This window comes from uncultured Lactobacillus sp. (assembly GCF_947367085.1).
Classification (GTDB): Bacteria; Bacillota; Bacilli; order Lactobacillales; family Lactobacillaceae; genus Lactobacillus.
This window is the reverse complement of record NZ_CANBCP010000022.1, coordinates 1-22,265: the sequence shown is the minus strand read 5'-3', so window position 1 is coordinate 22,265 and position 22,265 is coordinate 1. Positions and strand designations below refer to the sequence as shown.

Annotated in this window: 15 protein-coding genes, 1 tRNA gene and 2 pseudogenes; 15 read left to right on the top strand and 3 right to left on the bottom strand. The window is 37.2% G+C overall.

All coding sequences use genetic code 11. The features are described from left to right. Positions 1 to 4 precede the first annotated feature (4 nt). The 3 genes from Q0Y70_RS05210 to Q0Y70_RS05200 are packed head-to-tail and all read left to right on the top strand — an operon-like array spanning position 5 to position 5,421. Complete coding sequence (locus tag Q0Y70_RS05210; protein ID WP_297817721.1) at positions 5 to 1,849, top strand: TerB N-terminal domain-containing protein; 1,845 nt, start codon at positions 5 to 7, stop codon at positions 1,847 to 1,849. Positions 1,850 to 1,852: 3 nt separating this feature from the next. Beyond that, on the top strand, positions 1,853 to 3,184 hold the full coding sequence (locus Q0Y70_RS05205; RefSeq protein WP_297817718.1) for an ATP-binding protein: 1,332 nt from the start codon (positions 1,853 to 1,855) through the stop codon (positions 3,182 to 3,184). Positions 3,185 to 3,198: 14 nt separating this feature from the next. After that, positions 3,199 to 5,421, top strand: a complete 2,223-nt coding sequence (locus Q0Y70_RS05200) for a DEAD/DEAH box helicase (RefSeq protein WP_297817712.1) — start codon at positions 3,199 to 3,201, stop codon at positions 5,419 to 5,421. A gap of 53 nt (positions 5,422 to 5,474) precedes the next feature. Here Q0Y70_RS05200 and galE read toward each other — a convergent pair whose 3' ends face one another. Continuing rightward, the gene (gene galE, locus Q0Y70_RS05195; RefSeq protein WP_297817709.1) at positions 5,475 to 6,467 is read right to left on the bottom strand and encodes a UDP-glucose 4-epimerase GalE; all 993 of its coding nucleotides are present in this window, start codon (positions 6,465 to 6,467) and stop codon (positions 5,475 to 5,477) included. A gap of 159 nt (positions 6,468 to 6,626) precedes the next feature. Here galE and Q0Y70_RS05190 point away from each other — a divergent pair, with 159 nt between their 5' ends. Together Q0Y70_RS05190 and Q0Y70_RS05185 are read left to right on the top strand one after the other, a co-directional pair. Then, positions 6,627 to 7,955, top strand: coding sequence for an FAD-containing oxidoreductase (locus Q0Y70_RS05190; RefSeq protein WP_297817707.1), 1,329 nt, complete (start codon positions 6,627 to 6,629; stop codon positions 7,953 to 7,955). A 46-nt stretch (positions 7,956 to 8,001) separates the two neighbouring features. Continuing rightward, positions 8,002 to 8,634: pseudogene (locus Q0Y70_RS05185) on the top strand (NADPH-dependent oxidoreductase); the annotation flags it as partial. 22 nt (positions 8,635 to 8,656) lie between these two features. Here the strand turns inward: Q0Y70_RS05185 and Q0Y70_RS05180 are convergent. Then, positions 8,657 to 8,791, bottom strand: a complete 135-nt coding sequence (locus tag Q0Y70_RS05180) for a hypothetical protein (RefSeq protein WP_297817704.1) — start codon at positions 8,789 to 8,791, stop codon at positions 8,657 to 8,659. 196 nt (positions 8,792 to 8,987) lie between these two features. Here Q0Y70_RS05180 and Q0Y70_RS05175 point away from each other — a divergent pair. Further along, positions 8,988 to 9,060 (top strand) — tRNA-Thr (locus tag Q0Y70_RS05175). 51 nt (positions 9,061 to 9,111) lie between these two features. Here Q0Y70_RS05175 and Q0Y70_RS05170 read toward each other — a convergent pair. Beyond that, complete coding sequence (locus tag Q0Y70_RS05170; protein ID WP_297817701.1) at positions 9,112 to 10,326, bottom strand: ATP-binding protein; 1,215 nt, start codon at positions 10,324 to 10,326, stop codon at positions 9,112 to 9,114. A 240-nt stretch (positions 10,327 to 10,566) separates the two neighbouring features. On the opposite strand from Q0Y70_RS05170, the gene Q0Y70_RS05165 reads away from it, so the two are divergent. From Q0Y70_RS05165 to Q0Y70_RS05125, 9 genes and pseudogenes are all read left to right on the top strand, one after another. Continuing rightward, positions 10,567 to 14,166, top strand: a complete 3,600-nt coding sequence (locus Q0Y70_RS05165; RefSeq protein WP_297817698.1) for an SEC10/PgrA surface exclusion domain-containing protein — start codon at positions 10,567 to 10,569, stop codon at positions 14,164 to 14,166. An 86-nt stretch (positions 14,167 to 14,252) separates the two neighbouring features. Then, positions 14,253 to 16,082, top strand: coding sequence for a DUF2971 domain-containing protein (locus Q0Y70_RS05160; protein WP_297817695.1), 1,830 nt, complete (start codon positions 14,253 to 14,255; stop codon positions 16,080 to 16,082). Positions 16,083 to 16,172: 90 nt separating this feature from the next. After that, entirely contained in the window at positions 16,173 to 16,955 is a 783-nt protein-coding gene (locus Q0Y70_RS05155) for a helix-turn-helix domain-containing protein (RefSeq protein ID WP_297817692.1), read from the top strand. Continuing rightward, positions 16,952 to 17,323 (top strand): helix-turn-helix domain-containing protein, encoded by a 372-nt coding sequence (locus Q0Y70_RS05150; RefSeq protein ID WP_297817689.1) that lies wholly within the window; start codon positions 16,952 to 16,954, stop codon positions 17,321 to 17,323. Before Q0Y70_RS05155 ends, Q0Y70_RS05150 begins: the two co-directional genes overlap by 4 nt. Positions 17,324 to 17,438: 115 nt before the next feature. Beyond that, complete coding sequence (locus Q0Y70_RS05145) at positions 17,439 to 17,960, top strand: GNAT family N-acetyltransferase (protein WP_297817686.1); 522 nt, start codon at positions 17,439 to 17,441, stop codon at positions 17,958 to 17,960. Between the two features lie 63 nt (positions 17,961 to 18,023). Beyond that, entirely contained in the window at positions 18,024 to 18,773 is a 750-nt protein-coding gene (locus tag Q0Y70_RS05140; protein WP_297817742.1) for a putative ABC transporter permease, read from the top strand. A 464-nt stretch (positions 18,774 to 19,237) separates the two neighbouring features. Then, positions 19,238 to 20,290, top strand: coding sequence for an NlpC/P60 family protein (locus Q0Y70_RS05135; RefSeq protein ID WP_297817683.1), 1,053 nt, complete (start codon positions 19,238 to 19,240; stop codon positions 20,288 to 20,290). Between the two features lie 52 nt (positions 20,291 to 20,342). Then, a complete protein-coding gene (locus tag Q0Y70_RS05130) occupies positions 20,343 to 21,581 on the top strand; it encodes a C39 family peptidase (RefSeq protein ID WP_297817680.1) in 1,239 nt (412 codons plus the stop codon). 142 nt (positions 21,582 to 21,723) lie between these two features. Next, positions 21,724 to 22,143 (top strand): annotated as a pseudogene (locus Q0Y70_RS05125) (ATPase); the annotation flags it as partial. Positions 22,144 to 22,265 lie beyond the last annotated feature (122 nt).

The window sequence follows — 22,265 nt, the reverse complement described above, 5'->3', positions numbered from 1 at the left end:
AAGAATGCAATTAAAGGAATTGGAAGACTACTTATGGAAGAAATATAGCATCAAATTTAAACCAATGATTGGTGGAAACAAGAAACTTTTTACTTTACAAGCTCCTGGTAACCCTAATTTTTTTGCATTTTTGTCGCGCTTCAATAATCAAGAATTTTCTTCTCCTCAGCCAAAATTGTCACACATTTTAACTCTGGATGTGAATTGTGGTGATTTTGCTTCTACCATAAGGGACCTGCCAGGCTTTAGTTCTCCTTTTCGCGTAAAAGGCGATCAGTGGGTGGGCTTGTGGCTTGACCAAGTCGATGTTAGTGAAGTAAAAAAGGTCGTTGATTACGGCTATAAACTTGCTGTTAATAATAACCAACTTTCAGATCAAAGTCAGTATTTTGTTTTACCCGCTGAGAGTAATGACAGTCAATATAGTTCGCAAAAAATTCCGCCACGTAAAGCTGTTAAAAAGGTTAAGCCAAAACCAGTTGATTCCGTCATTCAAAAGATGCGTGAAAGCTACGACTATACTGTTTTTCCTAGTGTAGGCCGTGATAAGAACTTTTATATCCAGGCTAAAATTGCAGCTGATTATGAGGATAACTATGACAAGTTTTATCCATTCAAGCGATATTATCCAACCTATCATGACATGACCTTGGGGCAGCTGCGGACATATTTTACTTGGCGCACTAAGTTAAGAAAAGGCCTCTATGAGAAGACTAGCACCTCTTATGTTTATGTTTATATTTATGAGCTTTTAAACAAGATCGGCTGTAAAGATGCGCGTGATGGCTTTGAGAAGATGCAGTCCTTACATGACAATTATGTGCAAAAATTTGATCCAGAAATAAGCCCATATTTATGTAGCTGGCAGCGTGATTATGCGATTTTGAATAATCTTGATTTAAGTTTAGTTAAGGATATATTCGCTGAAAAAACGCAGCAAGACGAGTTTTTGCAAAAGCTTGCTAGACAAGTTAGTGAGCCAGTTAGTTTTACCCAGGAAGTTCTCGAAAAATCTAAATACCGTAGCAAGAGCCCCTTGGAATTTAAGAAGTTTGCCCAACTTTTTTCTTTTGTCTGGCAAGAATTGTTGAAAACTACTGTGAATAATCATAGTTTCTATAATTTTTATATTGCCCAAAAGAAAACTTTTTTGCGTCCAATTTATGCTAGTGCAGTGGTTTATCATAAAGATGCTTTAGTTGATAAATATGAAATTGATGCGAATCACGAATTTACCATTAATGATGGCAAACTTTATGAAACAAGTTTAGAGCCGATTCCAACTTACTTATCTAATTTAAAACGCATCGTCCATGAAGTGGATCGCCTGTCGCGTATTTTTTATAAAAAGGGTCGTCAGCTCAAAGACAATAACTTATCGCCGCTTTTACTAGATACCATTAAAAAGGCAATTGTCGAATTTCACAAACAAAGTCTCGAAGCTGCTCGTCCTAAGATTGACATTAACTTTAACGATATAGGTAAAATTAGACAGGATGCGTCAATTACGCGAGAAAGCTTATTGACAGATGAAGAAAAGCAACTAGATGAAAGTGATAGAGAGTCAAACGCTGAAAATACTGCACGCCAAGAGCCAGATCAGCCTGCAGCTAATTCATATAACCTAAGTGCTGATGAGAATTACTTTCTTATGGCCTTACTTAAGCATACTGACTGGAATAACTATCTTCAGTCAAAGCACTTGATGGCATCGATTCTTGCTGATAGTATTAATGAAAAATTATTTGATGAAATTGGCGATAGCGTTATTGAATTTGAGAAGGATCAACCACGCATTATTGAAGACTACCAAGAAGACCTAGAAGAAATGTTTTTGAAAGGAAAGTAATCAATGGCAGAATTAAAGAGAAAAGTTCCTAAAAGAATTGCTCAAACTGTGCTCAATTCCCTAAAAGGTGGGGTGGTGCCGCGCATTGGGCTGCCTTATATTACTGTCGGCAGAAAGGCCGAAATCGAAGCTTTATTGCATGATGTGGATATAATTTCTCAAGGTGGGGCTTCATTTAGATTTATTGTCGGACGTTATGGTTCGGGTAAGAGTTTTTTGCTTCAGACAATTAGAAATTATGTCATGGATAAAAATTTTGTCGTCGTTGATGGTGACTTATCTCCTGAAAGAAGATTGCAGGGCACTAAGGGGCAAGGCTTAGCCACTTATCGTGAATTAATCCAGAATTTATCTACAAAAACACGTCCTGAAGGCGGCGCTTTAACTTTAATTCTTGATCGCTGGATTAATTCTGTTCAATCACAAGTAGCCCAAGATACTAACTTAAGTCCAGATGATCCTGCTTTTGAAGATGCTGTTGATAAAAAGATTTATAGCGTTGTTTCTAACCTAAGCGAGTTAGTGCATGGTTTTGATTTTGCTAAGCTGCTTAACATGTATTATCACGCATATTTAGCAGGTGATGATGAAACTAAAGCGAAGGTGATCAAGTGGTTTAGAGGTGAATACACTCATAAAACCGAAGCTAAGAAAGAACTTGGCGTTAATGTGATTATCAGTGATGACGATTGGTATGAATACTTGAAAATTTTCGCTAGCTTTTTTAGACAAGCAGGTTATGCAGGATTGATGATTATGATTGATGAGCTAGTCAATATTTACAAGATCCCAAATAGTATTAGCCGCCAGTACAATTATGAAAAAATCCTCACGATGTATAATGATGCTCTTCAAGGTAAAGCAAAATACTTAGGTATTATCATGGGTGCGACCCCGCAGGCAATTGAAGATAGAAGACGAGGCGTTTATAGTTATGAAGCACTGCGCTCGCGTCTAGCTCAAGGAAAGTTTGCACGTCCGGGCGCACGCGATATGTATGCACCGGTGATTATGCTTGATCCACTTAATGCTGAAGAAATGCTGGTTTTAACTGATAAATTGGCAGATATGCATGCTAATTTGTATGGCTATCAAAAAACAATCACTGATCAAGATCTGGCAACTTTTATTAAGATTGAATACGCCAGAATTGGTGCAGATACTAATATCACCCCACGTGAGGTGATTCGTGACTTTATTGAATTGCTCGACATTACTTGGCAAAATCCCGACACCAAGATCGAAGATCTACTTAAGTCAAAGGACTTTGATTATGCTAAATCAGATGCGGTATCTGATGATAGTGATCAAGATTTTACTGAGTTTACAATTTAGAAAGGTTTGAATTAATGGACGTTTTTGGACACTATGCCCCATTTATTCAAGATTATATTTATGAGCACAATTGGCAGGATCTGCGACCGATTCAAGTGGCAGCTGCTCAAGAAATTTTTGAAACAGACCATAATGTTTTGCTCGCTGCTTCTACTGCTGCTGGAAAGACCGAAGCTGCGTTTTTTCCAATTCTTTCTGAAATTAGTAAGGAAAAATCCGATTCTATCCAAGTTCTTTATATCGCACCGTTAAAGGCATTAATCAACGACCAATTTGATCGACTAAATGATATTTGTGAGGGTAGTGATATTAAGGTTTGGCGCTGGCATGGGGATGTTGCTCAGTCTCAAAAAAGAAAGATGCTCAAAAAGCCGTCTGGGATTTTACAAATCACTCCAGAATCACTAGAAAGTTTCATGATTAATAAACACATGGATATCCCTCATCTGTTTCATGGCTTGAAGTTTATTGTAATTGATGAACTCCATTCTTTTTTGCGCAGTGACCGGGGCGGCCAAACTTTTTGCTTGATTGAGAGACTTTCTAAACTTGCTGGAGCTAACCCAAGAAGAATTGGCTTGTCGGCGACGATCGGAAATATTGAGGCAGCTAGCAAGTTCTTGGGAGCCGGTAGTAAATTTCAGACAGATGCTCCGAAAGTTCAAAATGTACCACAAGTTTGGCGCTTATCAATGGAACATTTTTATCAAACTAATCCGCAAGCAGCAAGCAAGGATTTTGATCCAGCTAAAATTATTGAACCGAAAACTGATAAGGCTCCAGAATTGGCGGATCCCGGAATTGGCTATATTTTTGAGCATACTCGTGGCAAAAAGTGTCTTGTCTTTACTAATAGCCGTGAAGAATGTGAAGCAGTGTGCCAGCAGCTGCGTGGTTATTGTAAGTATAATCATGAACCGGATCGCTTTTTGATTCATCATGGTAATTTGTCGCCGGCCTTGCGGGAAACTGCCGAACAAGCTATGAAAGATGAAGATGCCTATTTTACAACTTGTGCGACGGCTACTTTAGAATTAGGAATCGATATTGGAAAATTAGAGTCTGCCTTTCAAATCGATGCTCCGTTTACTGTTTCAGGATTTTTGCAAAGAATGGGACGGACAGGTAGGCGTGGCAATCCACCTGAGATGCATTTTGTGATGCGCGAAGAACATCCTGAATCTCGCGCTATGCTACCAGACTTAATCCCCTGGTCACTGCTTCAGGGGATTGCACTCGTTCAACTCTATATTGAAGAAAAATGGGTTGAACCACCTCAACCTAACCGTCTGCCTTATAGTTTGCTTTATCATCAAACGATGAGCACATTAGCAGCAAGCGGTGAAATGACACCGAGTGAATTGGCAAGTCGAGTTTTAAGCTTAGCTTATTTTCATAATGTGAGTCAGCAAGATTATCAAATTTTACTGCGCCACTTGATTAAAACCGACCAGATTCAGTGGACTGAAAATAAGGGATTGATTCTAGGCCTAGCTGGCGAGCGCGTGGTCAATAATTTTAAGTTCTATGCTGTTTTTCAAGAAAATGAAGAATTCAGTGTTCATGCTGGAAGTGAAGAATTAGGGACGATCGTCAAGCCCCCTCCGGTAGGAGATAAAATCGCAATTGCCGGTAAAGTCTGGGTAGTTGAGGATATTGATCGCAAGCGCCATCAGGTATATTGTCATGGAGTTGATGGTCGAATCCCAGCTTATTTTGGGGATGTGGCCGGTGATATTCATCCTCATATCTTACATAGAATGCGAAAAATTTTGTCTGAAAGTCAGCAATATCGCTATTTAATGCCTAATGCAAAAGCGCGGCTAACCCAAATGCGTGATACTTGTAATATCGCTAGCATCCCACGAAAGCAGCTGATTAATTTAGGTGGAAAAATGTGGGCGCTGTTTCCGTGGACCGGATCATATGCCTTTTTGGCTTTGGAGCGGCTGATTAAAATTAAGTGTGCAGACCAATTGAACTTGCGTGGTTTTAATTCTTCGCGGCCATATTTCATGGAATTTGCGATGGATGCGAGCAAAGAAGAATTTTTCAAAATTTTAAAACAAGAAGCTGCTAAGGATTTTGATCCAATGGATTTGGTTTATCCAAAAGAAGTTCCAGTCTTTGATAAGTACGATGAATACTTACCCGATGAATTAATTAAAAAAGAGTTTGCCTATAGTGTGCTTGATATCGCCGAAATGAGAAGGTGCGTTGAGCACATGAAGGCATAAAAATAAGGTCTTAACGAACTGAATCGTTAAGGCCTTTATTTTTTTGATCTTTTTTATTTATCTTCGTAACCCTTTGGATGACTTTCATGCCAGTTCCAAGCAGTTTCGATAACTTCATCGACATTTTCATGCTTTGGCTTCCAGCCTAAAACGGTTCTTGCCTTAGTAGAATCTGCAACCAAACTATCAGGATCACCACCACGTCTTGGACCCATAGTGTAAGGGATGTCGATGCCAGTTACACGCTTAGCGGCTTCAAGGATTTCTAAGTTAGAGTAGCCTTGAGCAGTACCTAAGTTGAAGACATCAGATTTGTTAGTTTCCATTAAATGCTTCAAAGCTAAAATGTGAGCGTCAATCAAGTCTTCTACTTGAACGTAGTCACGGACGTTAGTACCGTCTTTAGTGTCGTAATCATCACCAAAGATTGTGAAGTTACCATCACCAGAAATGGCACTCTTTAAAATATTTGGAATTAAGTGAGTTTCAGGTGCATGATCTTCACCAATTGAGCCATCACTGGCAGCACCAGCAACGTTGAAGTAACGTAAAGCAATTGACTTAATGCCGTCAGCTTTGTCAGCCCAGTGCATGATCTTTTCCATCATCATCTTAGTTTCGCCGTATGGATTGATTGGATCAAGTGGAGTATCTTCAGTAATTGGCAACTTCTTAGGAATACCGTAGGTTGCAGCACTTGAAGAAAATACTAAGTATTTCACACCAGCGTCGTGCATTGCTTGAAGCAGTGAAATCATGCCGGTAACATTGTTATCGTAGTACTTAAGTGGCTTTTTAACTGATTCAGGTACTAATGAGTAAGCTGCAAAGTGCATTACAGCGTCGATCTTTTCGTCGCGTAAGATCTTGCTTACTAAGAAGGTATCTTCGATATCGCCCTGGTAAAACTTAGCCTTTGGATCAACAGCTTTTCTGTGACCTGTGTATAAAGAATCAAGAACTACAACATCATTGCCTTGCTTTACTAGTTCTTTTACTGCGTGAGAACCAATATAGCCGGCACCACCAACAACTAAAACTTTCATATAAATTCTCCTTATTTACATCATACAAGCACATTTTAGCATATTCTCGGAATTTGATTTCTAGTAAAAAGTAAAAATTAAACAAAATGCGTGACAAGCAGATAGACAATAGGGTAAATTAAAATATATAAATTACTTACAAAAAGTGAGGGACTCGAGATGAAAAAAGTTAAAAATATCATTATCGGCTTTGGTAAAGGCGGCAAGACTTTAGCTAAATTTCTTGCCAAAAAAGGGCAAGAAGTTGTCGTTGTCGAAAAATCCAATCAAATGTACGGCGGCACCTGCATTAACATTGCGTGTCTTCCTTCAAAAAGCTTAATTATTGAGTCTACTAATGGAATGGACTTTAATCAAGCTGTTAGTGGAAAGAATGAGATGACTTCATTTTTAAGAGATAAAAACTACCATATGTTGGCTGATGAAAAAACTGTTACTGTCTTAGATGGAGAAGCGAGCTTTATTAACAACCACCAAATTAGGGTTAAAACTCAAAATGGGGTGCGCGAATTTGAAGGTGAGCGTATTTTTATTAATACCGGAGCGCTCCCAATTATCTTGCCAATTGCTGGTCTAAAAGAAAGTAAGTATTTGCTTGATTCAACTGCGGCGATGGATCAAACGAGCTTGCCTAAAAAGTTAGTGATTATCGGTGCAGGCTACATTGGCTTAGAGTTTGCAGCAATGTTTGCCCACTTTGGCAGTCAAGTGACTGTGCTTGATCACAATCGAGAATTTTTAGGACGCGAAGATGACGATATTAGCCAAGCAGTCAAAAAAGATCTGGAAGATCTAGGAATCGAGTTTGAATTAGGCGTAGAAATTGAAAAAGTCGTTGATGGACCAGATGATGCACAAGTTTTCTTTACCTCAGATGGCAAACAAGAAAAAGTTAGCGCTGACCGAATCTTGGCGGCAACTGGGCGACGGCCAAATGTCGAAAACTTAGGTTTAGAAAATACTGATATTGCCCAAGATCCGCGTGGCTTTATTAAGGTTAATGATGAATTGCAAACTAGTGTTGAAAATGTCTGGGCAATTGGGGATGTCAAAGGCGGCTTGCAATTTACTTATATTTCACTAGATGACTTTAGAATTATTAGAAGCCAGCTCTTTGGAAACGGTCAATATAAGTTGTCTAGCCGTAAAAACATTCCATACAGTGTCTTTATTGATCCAGCGCTATCTCATGTCGGCCTTAATGAAAAGCAGGCTAAGGCACAAAATATTAACTATATCCTCAAAAAGTTGCCAGTTGCAGCAATTCCAAAAGCTCGTGTAGCTAAAGATACTCGCGGACTTTTCAAAGCCTTAGTTGACCCAGAAACTGACTTAATTTTAGGCGCAACTTTATATGGAATTGAATCATATGAGTTGATTAATCAGATCTCAATGGCTATTAATCAAAAGATCCCGGCCAGCGTATTGCGTGACCAAATTTATACCCATCCAACAATGAGTGAAGCTTTCAACGATTTATTTGCTTAAAAGTGATATACTTACTTTATCAAAGTAAATAAAGGAAGTATTATTAATGATTCATAATTCGACAATTGATAGTCAAACTAACCATAAATCTATCCGTAAATTCAAAGATCAAACTTTAACGCGCGACCAATTAGAGACTTTATATACAGTTTTCCAGCACACCCCAACGAGTATGTTCATGCAAAACGCTAGCTTGCTTCATATCACTGATGAAGCCAAAAGAGCTAAAATTCGCGAGCTTTGCAACCAAAAATACGTTGGAGCAGAAGGTGACTTGTTCATCTTCGTAGTTGACTTATACCGCAACTACCAAATTAGAAAGCAACTTGGTAAAGACGACGGCCGCGTTCATACAACCGATATTTTCTTTCAGGCTGTGGAAGACACAATGCTTGCTGTGCAAAATGTGGCAAATGCCGTTGAAAGTATGGGCTTAGGCTATGTCGACTTAGGGACAGTTAATGATCATCCGCTAGAAATGTTAAAGACATTAGATTTGCCTAAATTAACTTTTCCAATCTTGGGTCTGCAGGTTGGTATTCCTGATCAAAAACCGCAACTAAAGCCAAGATTGCCATTAGAATTTACTTGTTTTGAAAATGAATATAACAAGGACTTTGATGTAAAAGAATTGAAGGATTATGATCAAGTAGTTACTACTTATTACGATCTGCGCGATTTTTGTTGGGATGTTTTTTACTTTAGCTAAATAAATCTTCTTTAATCTCATCAAAGTTATAGTGTTTTGATTTTTCAGCTTTTTTCAATTTGTTTACTAATTCCAGCTCAGTAGCATATTCGGCTTTTTTGGCTTTAGCTGTATAGGTTTGTGTCATAATTATTACTCCTCATGCAGATAGTAAAAATAGACTTACATTATATCAATCTCCAGAGGATATTTCAGATAGAGCTTTAAAAGTAATGGATGAATCCATTGCTAACCTGAAGCAGGGGAAAGCATAAATTACTTTAACGATGTAAATTGCTTGCGGGGCAAGATTTTGGTATAATTCTCTTGTTGCCTAGCAATGTGCTGAATTAGCTCAGTTGGTAGAGCGCTTCCCTCGTAAAGAAGAGGTCGCCAGTTCGATCCTGGCATTCAGCATAAATAAGAATAATGTATCAAAAGACGGGCCTTGGTGTTCGTCTTTTTTGTCTACTTATCCAGCAACCAATCAATTAAGTTTAACTTTTGAATACCGTTATAGTTAGCAGTCGGATTAATCGTGTCTAAAGTCAGCAAGTACTTTGGGTAAGAATCATTAATTGTTTCTAGTGTTCTCAATTCACGGTGCAACACGTTCTCATCTAAAGTAGTGAGAGCTACTTGATAGTAAGAAAGATTATTATCGCTATTAATTCCGACAAAATCAACTTCTAACTTGCCGTTATTTCCAACATAGACAGCCTTATTACGCCGTAATAATTCCAGATAGACGATGTTTTCGATGATATGTCCAAAATCTTGTTGGTGATCAGGCAGTAAAATATTCCTAATACCCATGTCGACACCGTAATACTTACTTGGAGCATTTAACAAGTGGCGGCCGTGAACATCGAAGGTTTTAGCTTCATACATGAGCAAACTATCTAAAATGCCGCCAAGATAGCGATCCATGGTTTTGTTACTTGTAGAATAACCAGCACTTTTAAGAGTGTTGGTTATTTTGTTGATGGAAATTTGACTGCCGATATTTGAATAAAGACTCTGGATCAAACGCTCTAAGACAGGAGCGTCTTTGACATTCAGTCTTGAGACGATATCAGTTAAGACGATTGTGGAATACACACCCTGCATATATTCATTGCGATCCTTATCTGAATCAATAAAAAGTGTGTAAGGAAACGAGCCCTTCAAGTATTGGTTAAACATAGCAGAATTATCAGTAAAGCTGTCATTTTGTTTATGCCACTGGACGAATTCTTTGAATGATAAAGGCAAAATTTTAAGTTCAACATATCTTCCTGTCAGTAAGGTCGCAATCTCTCCACTTAAAAAGTAGGCATTAGATCCAGTTAAATAAATGTCAACATTATCTTTGAGAAAGAGTGAATCGACGACTTTTTCAAATTGATTAACATGCTGGATTTCATCTAAGAAGATGTAATTCATTTTATCAGCTTGAAGTTGGTCTTCTAAGTAGTGATAAAGCTTTAGTGGATCACGCAATTCGTCGTACTTCATATTTTCAAAGTTGATATTGATCATCTGATCCTCTTTTACACCTTGTTTTCTCAGATATTGGCGAAATAAGTAAAACAAAGTCGACTTGCCTGCTCTACGCACGCCTGAGACTACTTTGACAATGTTTTTGTCTTGCCAACGCTTTAAAAAGTCTAAGTATTCTGGTCTATCTACGTATCTTTTCATTATATGTTCCTCATTTAAGATAAAGTACTAACTAGATTTTAGCATTTGTTTGGAGTTAACTCCAAACAACAGTAAAAAAAGTGTGCTCATTTGGAGTTAATTCCAAACTAAACTTGCATATTTGCCATTTTGAAATTTATGGATGGTAAATACGTAGATAACAGACGTTATGAAAGGCGAATGTGGTTCACTAGAGAGGTAAAAAATAACATAAAAAATTTATTTAGAGGTTGAAGACAGATGTTTAATAAGAAGATTCAAAGATTCTCAATCAGAAAATTAACTGTCGGTGCTGCTAGTGTTCTTATTGGTCTTTCATTCATTTCAATGAATAACAACGACCAAGTTCAAGCTGCAGAAAATAGTAATGCTAAGAGCGAAGTTAAGGCAAAATCTCCTGAAGAAATTGCTAAGGATAATGTTGAAAGTGCTAAAAAGAACGTTGAAACTACTAAGACTAACCGTGATAACGCACAAACTGCCTTAGACAACGCTAAAAAAGAAGCCCAAAAACCTAACAAAGATTACGATGCACAAAACGAAAAAACTAGTGCTGCTCAAAAGCAAGAACAAGATAAAAAGGCAGCATTAGATAAGGCCAACAGCGATCAATCAAATGCACAAAAACTAGTTGAAGAAGCTAAAAAGCCAGGTGCTATCGAAAACGCACAAAAAGATGTTAAGGCTAAAACTGACAATGTGGCATCTAAGAAGTCAGACCTTAAAGCTGCTCAAGATAAAACTGGTGCTGCACAAAAGGCAATTGATGATGCAAACAAAGATATCACTGCTAAAAAGTCAGACTTAGCCCAAAAGCAAGCCGACAAAGCTAAAGCTGATTCAGATGTTAAGTTAGCACAAGACGCATTAAAAGGTACGGGTCTAGATAAGGCTGCAAATGAATTAAACTCTGCTAAGAGTGAACTTAATACTGAAAAGAATAACCAAGCTGCAGTAAACAAAGAAATCCCTAACAAGACTGCCGAAGTTGAAAAAGCTAAGTCAAATGTTGTTGAGGCTCAAAAGAATAAGCAAGCAGCAGATCAAGCTAAAGCAAATGCACAAAAAGAATACGATAGTCAAAAAGCAGGCGTAGATGCAGCTGTTAAGCAAGCTGATGCTAAGAAATCTGAGATTGCTAACTTAAATAAAGAGTTAGATAGATTAAAGGAATTAAGTAAGAATACTATCGTTATTCCTGATAAAGATAAGTTTCTTAAGGCTTTAAATGATTATATGGAAACAGATAATCTCACCCCAGATGATATTGAATATATGAACTGGGCAACGGATCAAAATAAATATATTCCTTCTGGTGAAGATGAAAAAGTTTACGCCAATAATATAACTGATAAGCAATTAGAAGAAATTTCATTATTTACAGTAGATATTTTAAATAAAGTCAGAGCCCAGTTGGGTTTTTTACCAGATCAAGTATCAAAGGGAGCTATGGAATTTGCCAAAAAAGTTGCTGCTGGCTATATAAAGGATAATTGGTCTGCGGATAAATGGCATGATGGAAATGCTATCAATGATGCGGCAAAAGAAATGGGACTTTCGTCAGTTGAAGGTGCAGATCGAAATGTACATCAAGCATATGAAGATATGGGAGGCGGAGGAGCCTATTATGGTTATGCTACCATGGATTATTTAAAAGGTAATATATATGCAAATCTATTAAGTATGATTCTTCCTGATGGAAATGGATATGATGATCCTAGTCAAGTAGGTGGACCTGGTAAATACGAGATGGGCCATACTATGGGGGTACTTAATCTAACTTTAAATGATGAAGACGAACTTGAAGGGAATCAAGGAAAAAGCCTAATAGAAACTTCAAGAAAGACTTTTAAAAAATTGAAAAATGATCTTCTCACTTCAAAGAAGAATTTAGAGACCTTAAAAGAAAAAGTCCAGAGTAATGATATTAGTAGTAATCAATCTGTTCCTAATATTAAGATAACTTTGAATGATGATTCTTGGTCTAAAGAATATGTTGACAGATTTAAAGTGATTTTTAATCCTACTAAAAATAGTATAGAGTATGAGATAAATACTAAAAACAACGGAAATTGGCATTTAGAAAAGGTCTCTAAGGAAAAATTTATTAATGAATTGGATAAACGAATTGAAAATCATGAAAGTGAAAACTCACTTGATCAAAAGCTTGCTACATTAGATAAAATTGAAAAATCAAGTGATCAAATTAATCAATTTGTCTCTGCAATTCCAACATGTACTGATCATACAATTGATGGTCGTGAATTATGGGGGATACACATATTTAATATTTCTCCATATCAAATAAAAGATCCCTCAAAATTTGACACTGAAATCATCCCTTCATACGCTGATCAAAAAGCCAATATCACCAAACAAATCTCTGATGCAAACAATGCATATGCACAATTGCAAAAAGACATTCAAGCAAAATCAACTGCTTTAACGCAAGCACAAGATAAGCTAAATGTCGCAACTGCTAATGCTAAGACATTCGATCAAAACGTAGCTAATGCCCAAAAGAATGTTCAAACTCTCTCTAACGCATTACAACAATTACTTGAAGCACAAAAGTACTACGCAGCACAAATTCCTAAGACTCAAGCTAATGTCCAAGCTAAGCAAAAGGTATATGATGCTTTAACTGCTTCAAACAAGCAAAAAGCTGATAATTACAATAACGCGCTCAAAGCTCAAAACAACGCATATCAAGCAGTTAAAAGTGCCGAATCAGCTTTAACAGATGCTAATAACCAATTAGCTGCTGCCAAGAAGGCTCAACAAGACCTAGCTAAAGACATTCAAAACAAGCAAACTGCTCTGGATAACGCAAACAAGGAGTTAAATGCTGCAACAACTCACTTATCAGACTTGAAGAATGCAGATTCACTTCTTGCTACTGCTAAACAAGTAGTTCAAAAAGCTAGTGATGAATACAAGGCTGCTCAAAAGAATGTAAATGACAACGAAGCACAACTTAAGACCTTAGAAGCTGCTAAGAATAAGGCTAACGATAAAGTAGCTGCTGCAACTAAGACCTTAACTGCAGCACAATCAGCTTACGACAAGGCTAAAGCTAAGTTAGCTGATGCTGAACAAAAGCTCTACGACATTGAACACCCATACGTTCCCGTTGCAGATACTACTAACGTAGGTCAAGAAGAGGCAATGACTGGTGTAGCTCATGTTCCAAGTCCATCAGACATGAATGGTGCCGAAGTTGAACTTGTTGACGGCCAAGGTAAGGCAACTGGCAAGTACATCCCAACTAACTCTAACTGGAAGGTCTTGGCTAAGAAGACTATTAACGGTCAGACTTACTACCGCTTGGGTACTGACAAGCAATGGATTAACGCTAAGTTCGTATCTGAAGTATCTAAACCTGAAGCAAGTTCGGAGCAAGCAATGTCAGGTGTAGTTTACATTCCTGTAATTAACCACAACGCCAACTACAAGGTTGCTCTTCATGATAGCAATGGTCGCTTAACTGGCAAGTACATCTCAACTAACAGTAACTGGAAAGTATTTGCTAGAAAGGCCATCAATGGCCAAACTTACTACAGAATTGGTAACGAAAACCAATGGATCCCAGCACAATACGCTTCAGCTAACAACGAAGAAACTAAGCTTAGCGGTGTTGCACATGTTCCAGTAATTCACAACAACCGTAACTGGAAAGTAGCATTACTTGATGGAAACGGTCACGTAACAGGCAAGTACATTTCAACTAACAGCAACTGGAAAGTCTTGGCTAAGAAGAACGTAAACGGCCGTGAATTAGTTCGTTTAGGTTCAGACTTGCAATGGATCCCAATGGAATATGTTGCTTGGATTAGATAGTAAATAGTAACGAAATAAAATAGAGCTGCCCTAACTTAATTGAGGTAGCTCTGTTTTTGTATCGATATATTTAGGAGAAAAAATAAATGGCTATCGAAGTAAAGTGGTGCGCATATGAAAAAATTGGAGAAATGCAAGCAGAAGATAACAAAGAGCTTTTCATATTGACACCTGCTTCAAAAAATAGTGATCGAAGTCAAGGTGTTTTTGTGGTTTATAAAGCTCATTCAAATATAAAATCGGGCCCAGATCAAAATCCTATTTTAATTGGTAGAATTGAAATAGAAGTAAAGAATCAAGAAAATGATTTTAATTATGCAGATGATAATGAGTATATAGAGGCCTATAGGAAAGTTATTTCTGGTAAGGAATCTAAAGATACGACAAATTATTTTTCTTTTGGTACTAAACCATTTTTCTATGTTCAATTACAAAATCAATGTGATGAAAACACAGCTGAAGAATTTCTAAAGAATTTTAATGATGTAACTTCGAAACCAAAAGCAGTAAATACAACTGAATTTAAATCTAGTACAACAGAGAGATTAAGTAAAAGGTGTAAAGCTCGAAAAGTTAATATGCTATTTCTTCTTAATGAAGATCATTTTATATCGGAAGTTCCAAAATTATATGATTCAAAAGATAAGAAAGATAGGAAAACTGAAAGCTTAAAAAAGTTTTATAGAGAATTTATCTGTATAAATGGCTACGGAACTAATGACATGAAGTTGGCAATACTGTTTATTGATTCATTGAACAGGAATAAGGAAATAGTTGATAATATATCTGAAGAGATAATTGTAGATATATGTGAATTATGGATGCTTTATAGTGAAAAGCAAGATGAAGCTTCTCAAAATATATGTTCAAATGTGGAAAAATTTTTAAATAACTTTCACAAGCAATCTGACAAACAGCCTCAAGATTCCGAAAACAAATCACCGGATTCTCCTCTATATTCGGCAGTTAAAGCAATTGAGAATATTAGAGACTTCCTTACACTTAAATACGAAGAAATTGACGATACAACAGACTTATTTCAATATACATCTTTATCGGCTATGAAACATTTAATTAATAGACATAAGTCTGAAGAAAGTATACCTTCTTTAAGATTTTCTAATTCTAATCAAATGAATGATCCGTTTGAAGGACGGTTATTGGAAGTGGCCTTGGGATTAGATAAAATGGAAAAAGTTGATTATCCGTTTTCTTATTTTTATGTATCTTCAGCTACGAGTTCAGCTGATAGTCTACCTTTATGGAAATTATATGGAGATGAAGGAAAAGGAGTTTGCTTACAGTATAAGCCATCATATCTAAGAAAAATAACAGAACCACATACGGATAACGAGCATGATGTTACTGGAGGATATACTCATATTTTTAGAGAATGTTATATCGATTATGCTCCTGAATCTAATAAGGATGTGGACTGGAACCAAATACCATTAAAAATATCTGGTAAGGAAGATAAAATAAATGAAATAAGGACTTATTTAAACGACCTTCATGATTACATTGAACAAATTCAGCCAAAGGAAAAACGCATAATAAGAGCACTCATAAATTTAAAAATTAGCTATCTTTTTAAAAGAATTGATTACTCATACGAAAAAGAGTATCGGATAAGTTTGAATATGCAAGATAAGGCAAGCAAAGTTGTTATTCAAGATTCTAAATTAGAAGATGGTCAGATAGGGATGAAGCTTTATGCATTTATTGATGAAGATAATAAAGCTAATGATTCGTCTGAGAAACTCAATCAAAAAGATAAAACTGACACAAGATTACCAGTAGAATATTCTAAAGTTATTGTTGGACCAAAAGCAGTAGATATTGATTATATTGCCCCATACATAAAATTATGTGATAGCAATATAGCTGTAGAAAAATCAAAAATTTCTTATCGTTAAAAATAAAAATAGTCGATTTGGAAGATTTTAAGACAGACCCGAATCTCGCAATTACGATAAAGCTAAAGTGATTGAGAGCGAGGACTAATTATGACTATAGGCGAAGCACTGAAAACAACCCGTTTGTCTTTAAATTTGTCGAGAAGAGAATTCTCCGGGGATGTAGTTGATAGCTCACATTTAGCTAGGGTAGAAAAATGTCAAAACGAAATTAGCACACCAATATTGTTAGATCTACTGGCACAAAATGGCGTAAAATTAGACACTTTTTTGAAAAATCTTGGGGAGTGGAATCTGCATCCGATAAATTCTCTTTGTCAAGATCAAATTAGCGCAGCCTTTGAAAGATGCAATCTCGATGGACTAAAAAAGCTGCAAGAACAATTCCCTAATCCAGACTCAATTCCTAGCTTAGTGATTGAACTGATGATTAAGAAGCTAGAAGGAGATCGCAAGCACTATCCTAAGAGAAGCAAGAAGCTGATTAAGAAGTTCTTTTTAAATGTCGATAGCTGGGACAATGACTGCTTGTGGGTTTTGTCCAATACCTTGGAAGTTTATGACTTAAAAGAAGCCGATGGGATGGTCAATCATGTCATTCATGATTTTGCCGATTTTGATAAGTACGATAATCGCAAGATCCAGCTGCTGGCGGATATTGCGGCTAACTACTTGCAGATTTGCCAAGATAATGATGCATCAATTGCTAAGATGAATCCGGTCTTTGCCTACATGGACAAGATACCGAATCTGCCCTTTGTTTTTAATGACAAGCTAAAAGCTGCTGCTATCAAACAACATCAAGGAGTGCACCAAGCTGATGAAGAATTACTGCTGGATGTTATGGGGCAGTTGGAGGAAAAGGTAAAATGAACATTGGCACACAACTGAAGAAGACACGCTTATATCTTGGCTTAACTCAAGAGCAGTTCAGCGCGGGTATTGTGACTGAGGCATATTATTCACGCGTTGAAAATAATAAAAACCATCTTAAGATGAAAGATTTGCTAGAGATTCTGGAGCGAAGTCAAGTTTCCTTATACGACTTTTTTGAACCAATTATTCATGAAGATACATTTAGCCGTGAGCCGGTGAATACACGCGCTCAAGAGATGCTAGATGAGCTGAAGGCGATGTATCAGCAGGCAGTAAAAGCGGGTAATTCCAAGCAAGCTGCCAACATTAAGAAGATATTCAACCTAACTGGCTATGAGAAATTCTTACTCGATCAAATTGAATAGATTAACGCGACATTGACAAGCAGGCCTTTAATGAGGTCTGTTTTTTGTTATAGCGAAATAAGGAGCAGAGAGCTAAAATAAAAAAGAAATACTGTGAATAAGGAAGCTGCACAACATGTCACTAATCTACACTCGTCTTGCCAATGAATTAGACATACACCAGATTTTGCCAATAATTGACCAAGCTAAGGCTTTCTTGAAGGCCAGTGGCTCAAGTCAATGGCAAGGAAACTACCCTAATCAAATGACCATTCAAGATGATATCGATCATCAAGTAGGTTACGTCTTATTAGTTGATAACAAGATTGCAGGCTATGCTGCTGTAATTACAGGCCTTGAGCCAACATATCGCGATATCGAAGGCAGCTGGAATAATGAAGTTGACGAGTATGCGACGATTCATCGCATGGCAATTTCTAGTGAGTTTAGAGGGATGCATCTAGCAAATTATTTCTTTTCTAATATTCTTTCTTTGAAGATTGCCCAAGGTGCATATAATTTTAGAATCGATACCTCTCGCAAAAACAAAATCATGCAGCACTTAGCTGAGACTCACGGCTTTATCGAAAGAGGGATTATTCAAGTTGATGAGGATCCGCAAGATCCAAGCCGGATAGCTTACGAATTGAATCTTTAAAAGCCGTTTTTAACCTAAAATGACGACCAATATGCGAAAATGGGTATAGGGAAGGTGAGAATGATGCCTTATACTTTAACGCAGTTGGTCGTCTATTTTTTTACTTATTCTGTAATTGGCTGGATCTGGGAGACTTTTTATTGTTCAATTAAAGACCATCATTATGACTATCGCGGCTTTTTGTTTGGACCGTATTGCCCAGTCTATGGTTTTGCAGTAACAACGATTTTGGTGTGCACATACAGGGTGCGGAATAATATTATTTTGCTATTTTTAGTCGGAATTGTTGTGGCGACGCTGTTTGAATATTTTGCTAGCTTATTTTTAGAGAAGGTCTTTCACATGAAGCTGTGGGATTATTCGCACCTGTGGGGCAACATTCAAGGACGTGTGGCGCCGATTATTTCACTTGGCTGGGGTATCGGAGTCGTATTGCTGGTTAAGTTTGTCCAGCCGCTCGTTCAAAAATTGATTAACTGGGAAGAAGCTAAGACTCACGGCTTTTTGGCGTTGATTATTGTTTTAGTGATGGGCGTTGACTTTATTTGTACGATCATCAGTGTCGAGCGTTTTCACACGACTACGCAGATGTGGGATAAGCGCATCAATGAATTTTTGAAGAAGCTTCCTACTGATCTTAAACGCAATCATGAGCAAGTGCACGCCCACGTTGTGGCTCACTTGAGCGAGATTAAGCCGAAAGATTTGTCTTGGAACCAGAAGAGATTGCTAAAGAGCTTCCCGCAATTGAAGTTCAACGATAGCGATAAGTTCAACAATATCAAGCAGCATTTGATTAAGAAGAATGATTAATGAGTGAGCTAGTAGTCCTTGGGACTGTTAGCTTTTTTGATGTAAAAACAAAACTGACTTTAATTAGCAGACCATCAGATTAAATAAGGGATGGTATTTAATAGCTTTAAATAACAGCTAATTTATTTTTTTCTTATTTTGTATTGACAAAAAATTAGACTCGGATAAAAATAGTGTATTATAAATATTTACAATCCGAGTTTATGGAGGAAAAAGATGAATTATAAAAAGCTACTCGCTGGGTTAACTTTTGGGGGGGGGTACTCCTAACCACTGTTAACCTTAGTACTAAGAATGTTAACGCAGCTACTAATGAAACATCTCTTGATGGTCAAGTAACTGTAACGTATCAGGGAAAAGGTGGAGTTAATCTTTTAGACGACAATGGTAAATTCCAGAACCAATACGTAAAAAAGAATTCACAATGGAAGGCTTTTTCTAAGGCAACAATTAATAACCAAACCATGTATCGCTTGGGATCTCAAAAGCAATGGATTCCAGAAAAGTATGTCAAATTTACTAGTGCTAGTGAATTAAAAGCTAAAAATGCGCCCGCTGCTAATGAAGAAGGTTATTCAGGTCACGTTGCTACTGTCGTTTACAACGGTCGCGGCGGTGTTGCTTTAGTTGATAAAAATGGTCACTACACCAAGCAATACGTTTCTAATAACTCTACCTGGAAGACTTTTGGAAAAGCAACCATTAATGGTCAAGTAATGTATCGTATTGGTGGTCAAAGTCAATGGTTACCGTCCAAGTACGTAGTTATTGATAAATCTTACCAAAACCCTGCAGGTTACTACCAAGTTCAATACAGCCAAATTAAACCAACTGGTCAAGTAGGTTATACTGTTGGTCGCGGCTTTGAAGGTATTAAAACTTGGCTCATTATGAGAAGATTAGGTACTTTTAATGGCTATGCTTACTACAACAATGCAACTTATAACGCAGTTAGAAGATTCCAAGCTAGCCACCACTTACCAGTAACTGGAAACGTTGATGTTAACACTTGGCAAAAACTCGGTTTCCAAAGAAGTTCATTCTACAGTATTGACAGCTATGTAGCTCCATTAGGTGCAAGCAAGCACCAAGGCCGTTCAGCTCACATTGAAGCAATGATTCGTCAAGCCTACAAGTACTTGGGCAAACCTTACATTGTAGGTGCATCTTCAAGTCCTGAATATGGTACTGACTGCTCTGGTTTAACCATGCAAGCATTATATGCAGGTGGTATTAATCCAACTTCTGTTTCTTCAATTAACCATGCTCACCCTGGTAATGAATGGAATTCACGTAACCTTTGGGCAGATAGAAGACTTAAGACTGTGCCATATTCTCAAAGACAACGTGGAGATTTGATTTTCTATTACCAACCTGGAACTCGCACTATTTGGCATGTTGCTATTTACTTAGGCAATAATCAAGTTATCGAAAGCTGGCCACCAAGAATTATGGTGCAACCAATTGTGAACGGTCAAAGAAATGTCATTGCTGGCGTAAAGCGTCCATTCATTTAACCTCTTTACATTGAAATATTTAGCTATATTTTAAGCAAAGGAAAAAGATTTTATGAAGTTGAAAAAAGTATTATCCGCCTCTAGTGCGCTTTTAGGATGCCTAGCTATAGCTGCATTGACTAATAAACCGGTTTACGCCGATGAAAATAGTAATGAAGTTACTAACGCTAACTCATATCAGACTGTTAAGCAAGATAACATTGTAAAAGTTACACAAGATAAAACCCCTGTCTGGAACTCTTATGATCTTTCTAAACAGCCAACGGGTCAGACTTTATCAGCTAATACTTCTTGGAAATCTTCTCAGTATGTATATAACGATTCAAATACTGAAAAGTGGTACAACGTTGGAACTAACCAATGGGTAGATGGAAAAGCGGTAGCGGTCAATCAAGCTACTAATTACAGCCAAGCTTCAAGCAAGATCCAGACTTACAATTCAGTAGGTACGATTACTTACAATGGCCGCGGCAAAGTTGCAGTCTGGTCAAATTATGATCATTCTAAAAAGTTAACTGGTCAGTATTTAGCTAACGGAACTAAGTGGAAAGTATTTAAAAAAGCTAGCGATGAAAACGGCTTAAATTGGTACAACTTAGGTGCTAATCAATGGGTAACTGAAAAATATTTAACTTTTAACAATTCGTCCGTAGCAAAAGCTGCAATTGCCTCAAAACCAAATCCTAATAAAAATGGTCTGGTAAATGAAGGTAAGCGTTACGTATTTTATCGTAATGGTCAAATTCAAAAAGGAACTATCAACAACGGTAAACAAACGTTTTATACCGATAAATTTGGTGGCATTTATGCAGTAAAGAATCAAGTGCCTGTAATTAGTCAACTTCCTGAACTGCCTACAGGATGTGAAATGACAGCGGTAGCGATGATGCTTCAAGCGGCAGGAGTTAATGTTTCTAAAAAGCAAGTTGCTCAAGAAACTCCACGTGCAAATAATGGTGATCGTGGCTTTGTTGGAAATCCTTACAGTATCACTGGCTGGTGGGTCTTTCCTAAAGGCATTGCGCCTGTAGTAAATAAACACCTTGGTCATAGTGAAGATATGACAGGTGCGAGCTTATCTAGAATTAATGATAAATTGATTCATGGGCATGCCGTTGTCATGTGGATGGGCAATATGAACGGATTTGTTAATCATGCAGTAACTTTAACTGGTTATAGCAGCGGAACATATTACTACAATAATCCGTGGACAGGGAAGGCAGAATCAATGAAGACTGCTACTTTAATGTCACATTGGACAAAAGATAAAAAGAGAGCTTTAAGTTATTAAAGTTATCAGGAAGGCGCCCTAACTTTCAAGTAGAGTATGATCGGTGCAATTTATTCTTAATTACTTTTTTCATAACCTTATTAACTATAGTCTCATTTAGCTAATGGTCATTTTGACCGTTAGCTTTTTTTGATGGTACCAAGACAAACTTATTTCGTATCTTTTCTATCGGTGTAATCGTTACGATATTGCCGGTAAGAAGTATCTGGAAATTAATCAAAAAAATTATCCAGTGGATATAACAATTAGAAGAGCGTTACTGGGGCAAAAACGTCCAAATTTAGGTAGTAGATTAGAGAATATTGTTTATTTAGAGCTGAAAAGGCGCCGATATGAGGTTTATGTTGGCTCTTTAGGCGCAAAAGAAGTAGACTTCATTGCAATTCATGATGGAATTAAGGAATACTATCAAGTGAGTTTGACACTTCAAGACGAAAAGACCTACCAACGAGAAATTGTGCCGTTTTTGCAGATAAATGATAATTATCCGAAGGTCTTATTAACTAAGGATCCTGGAAAATATGATGATAATGGCATTGTGCAAAGAAATGTCATTGATTGACTTCGGGAATAAAACTAGATTAAAAAAAAGCATCTCGTCATTGCTAGTGATACATTCCCTGTCAAGTAGACAGGAGAAATACATAAAGCTTTTAATCCTCAGCTGATTGATCAGCTGAGGAT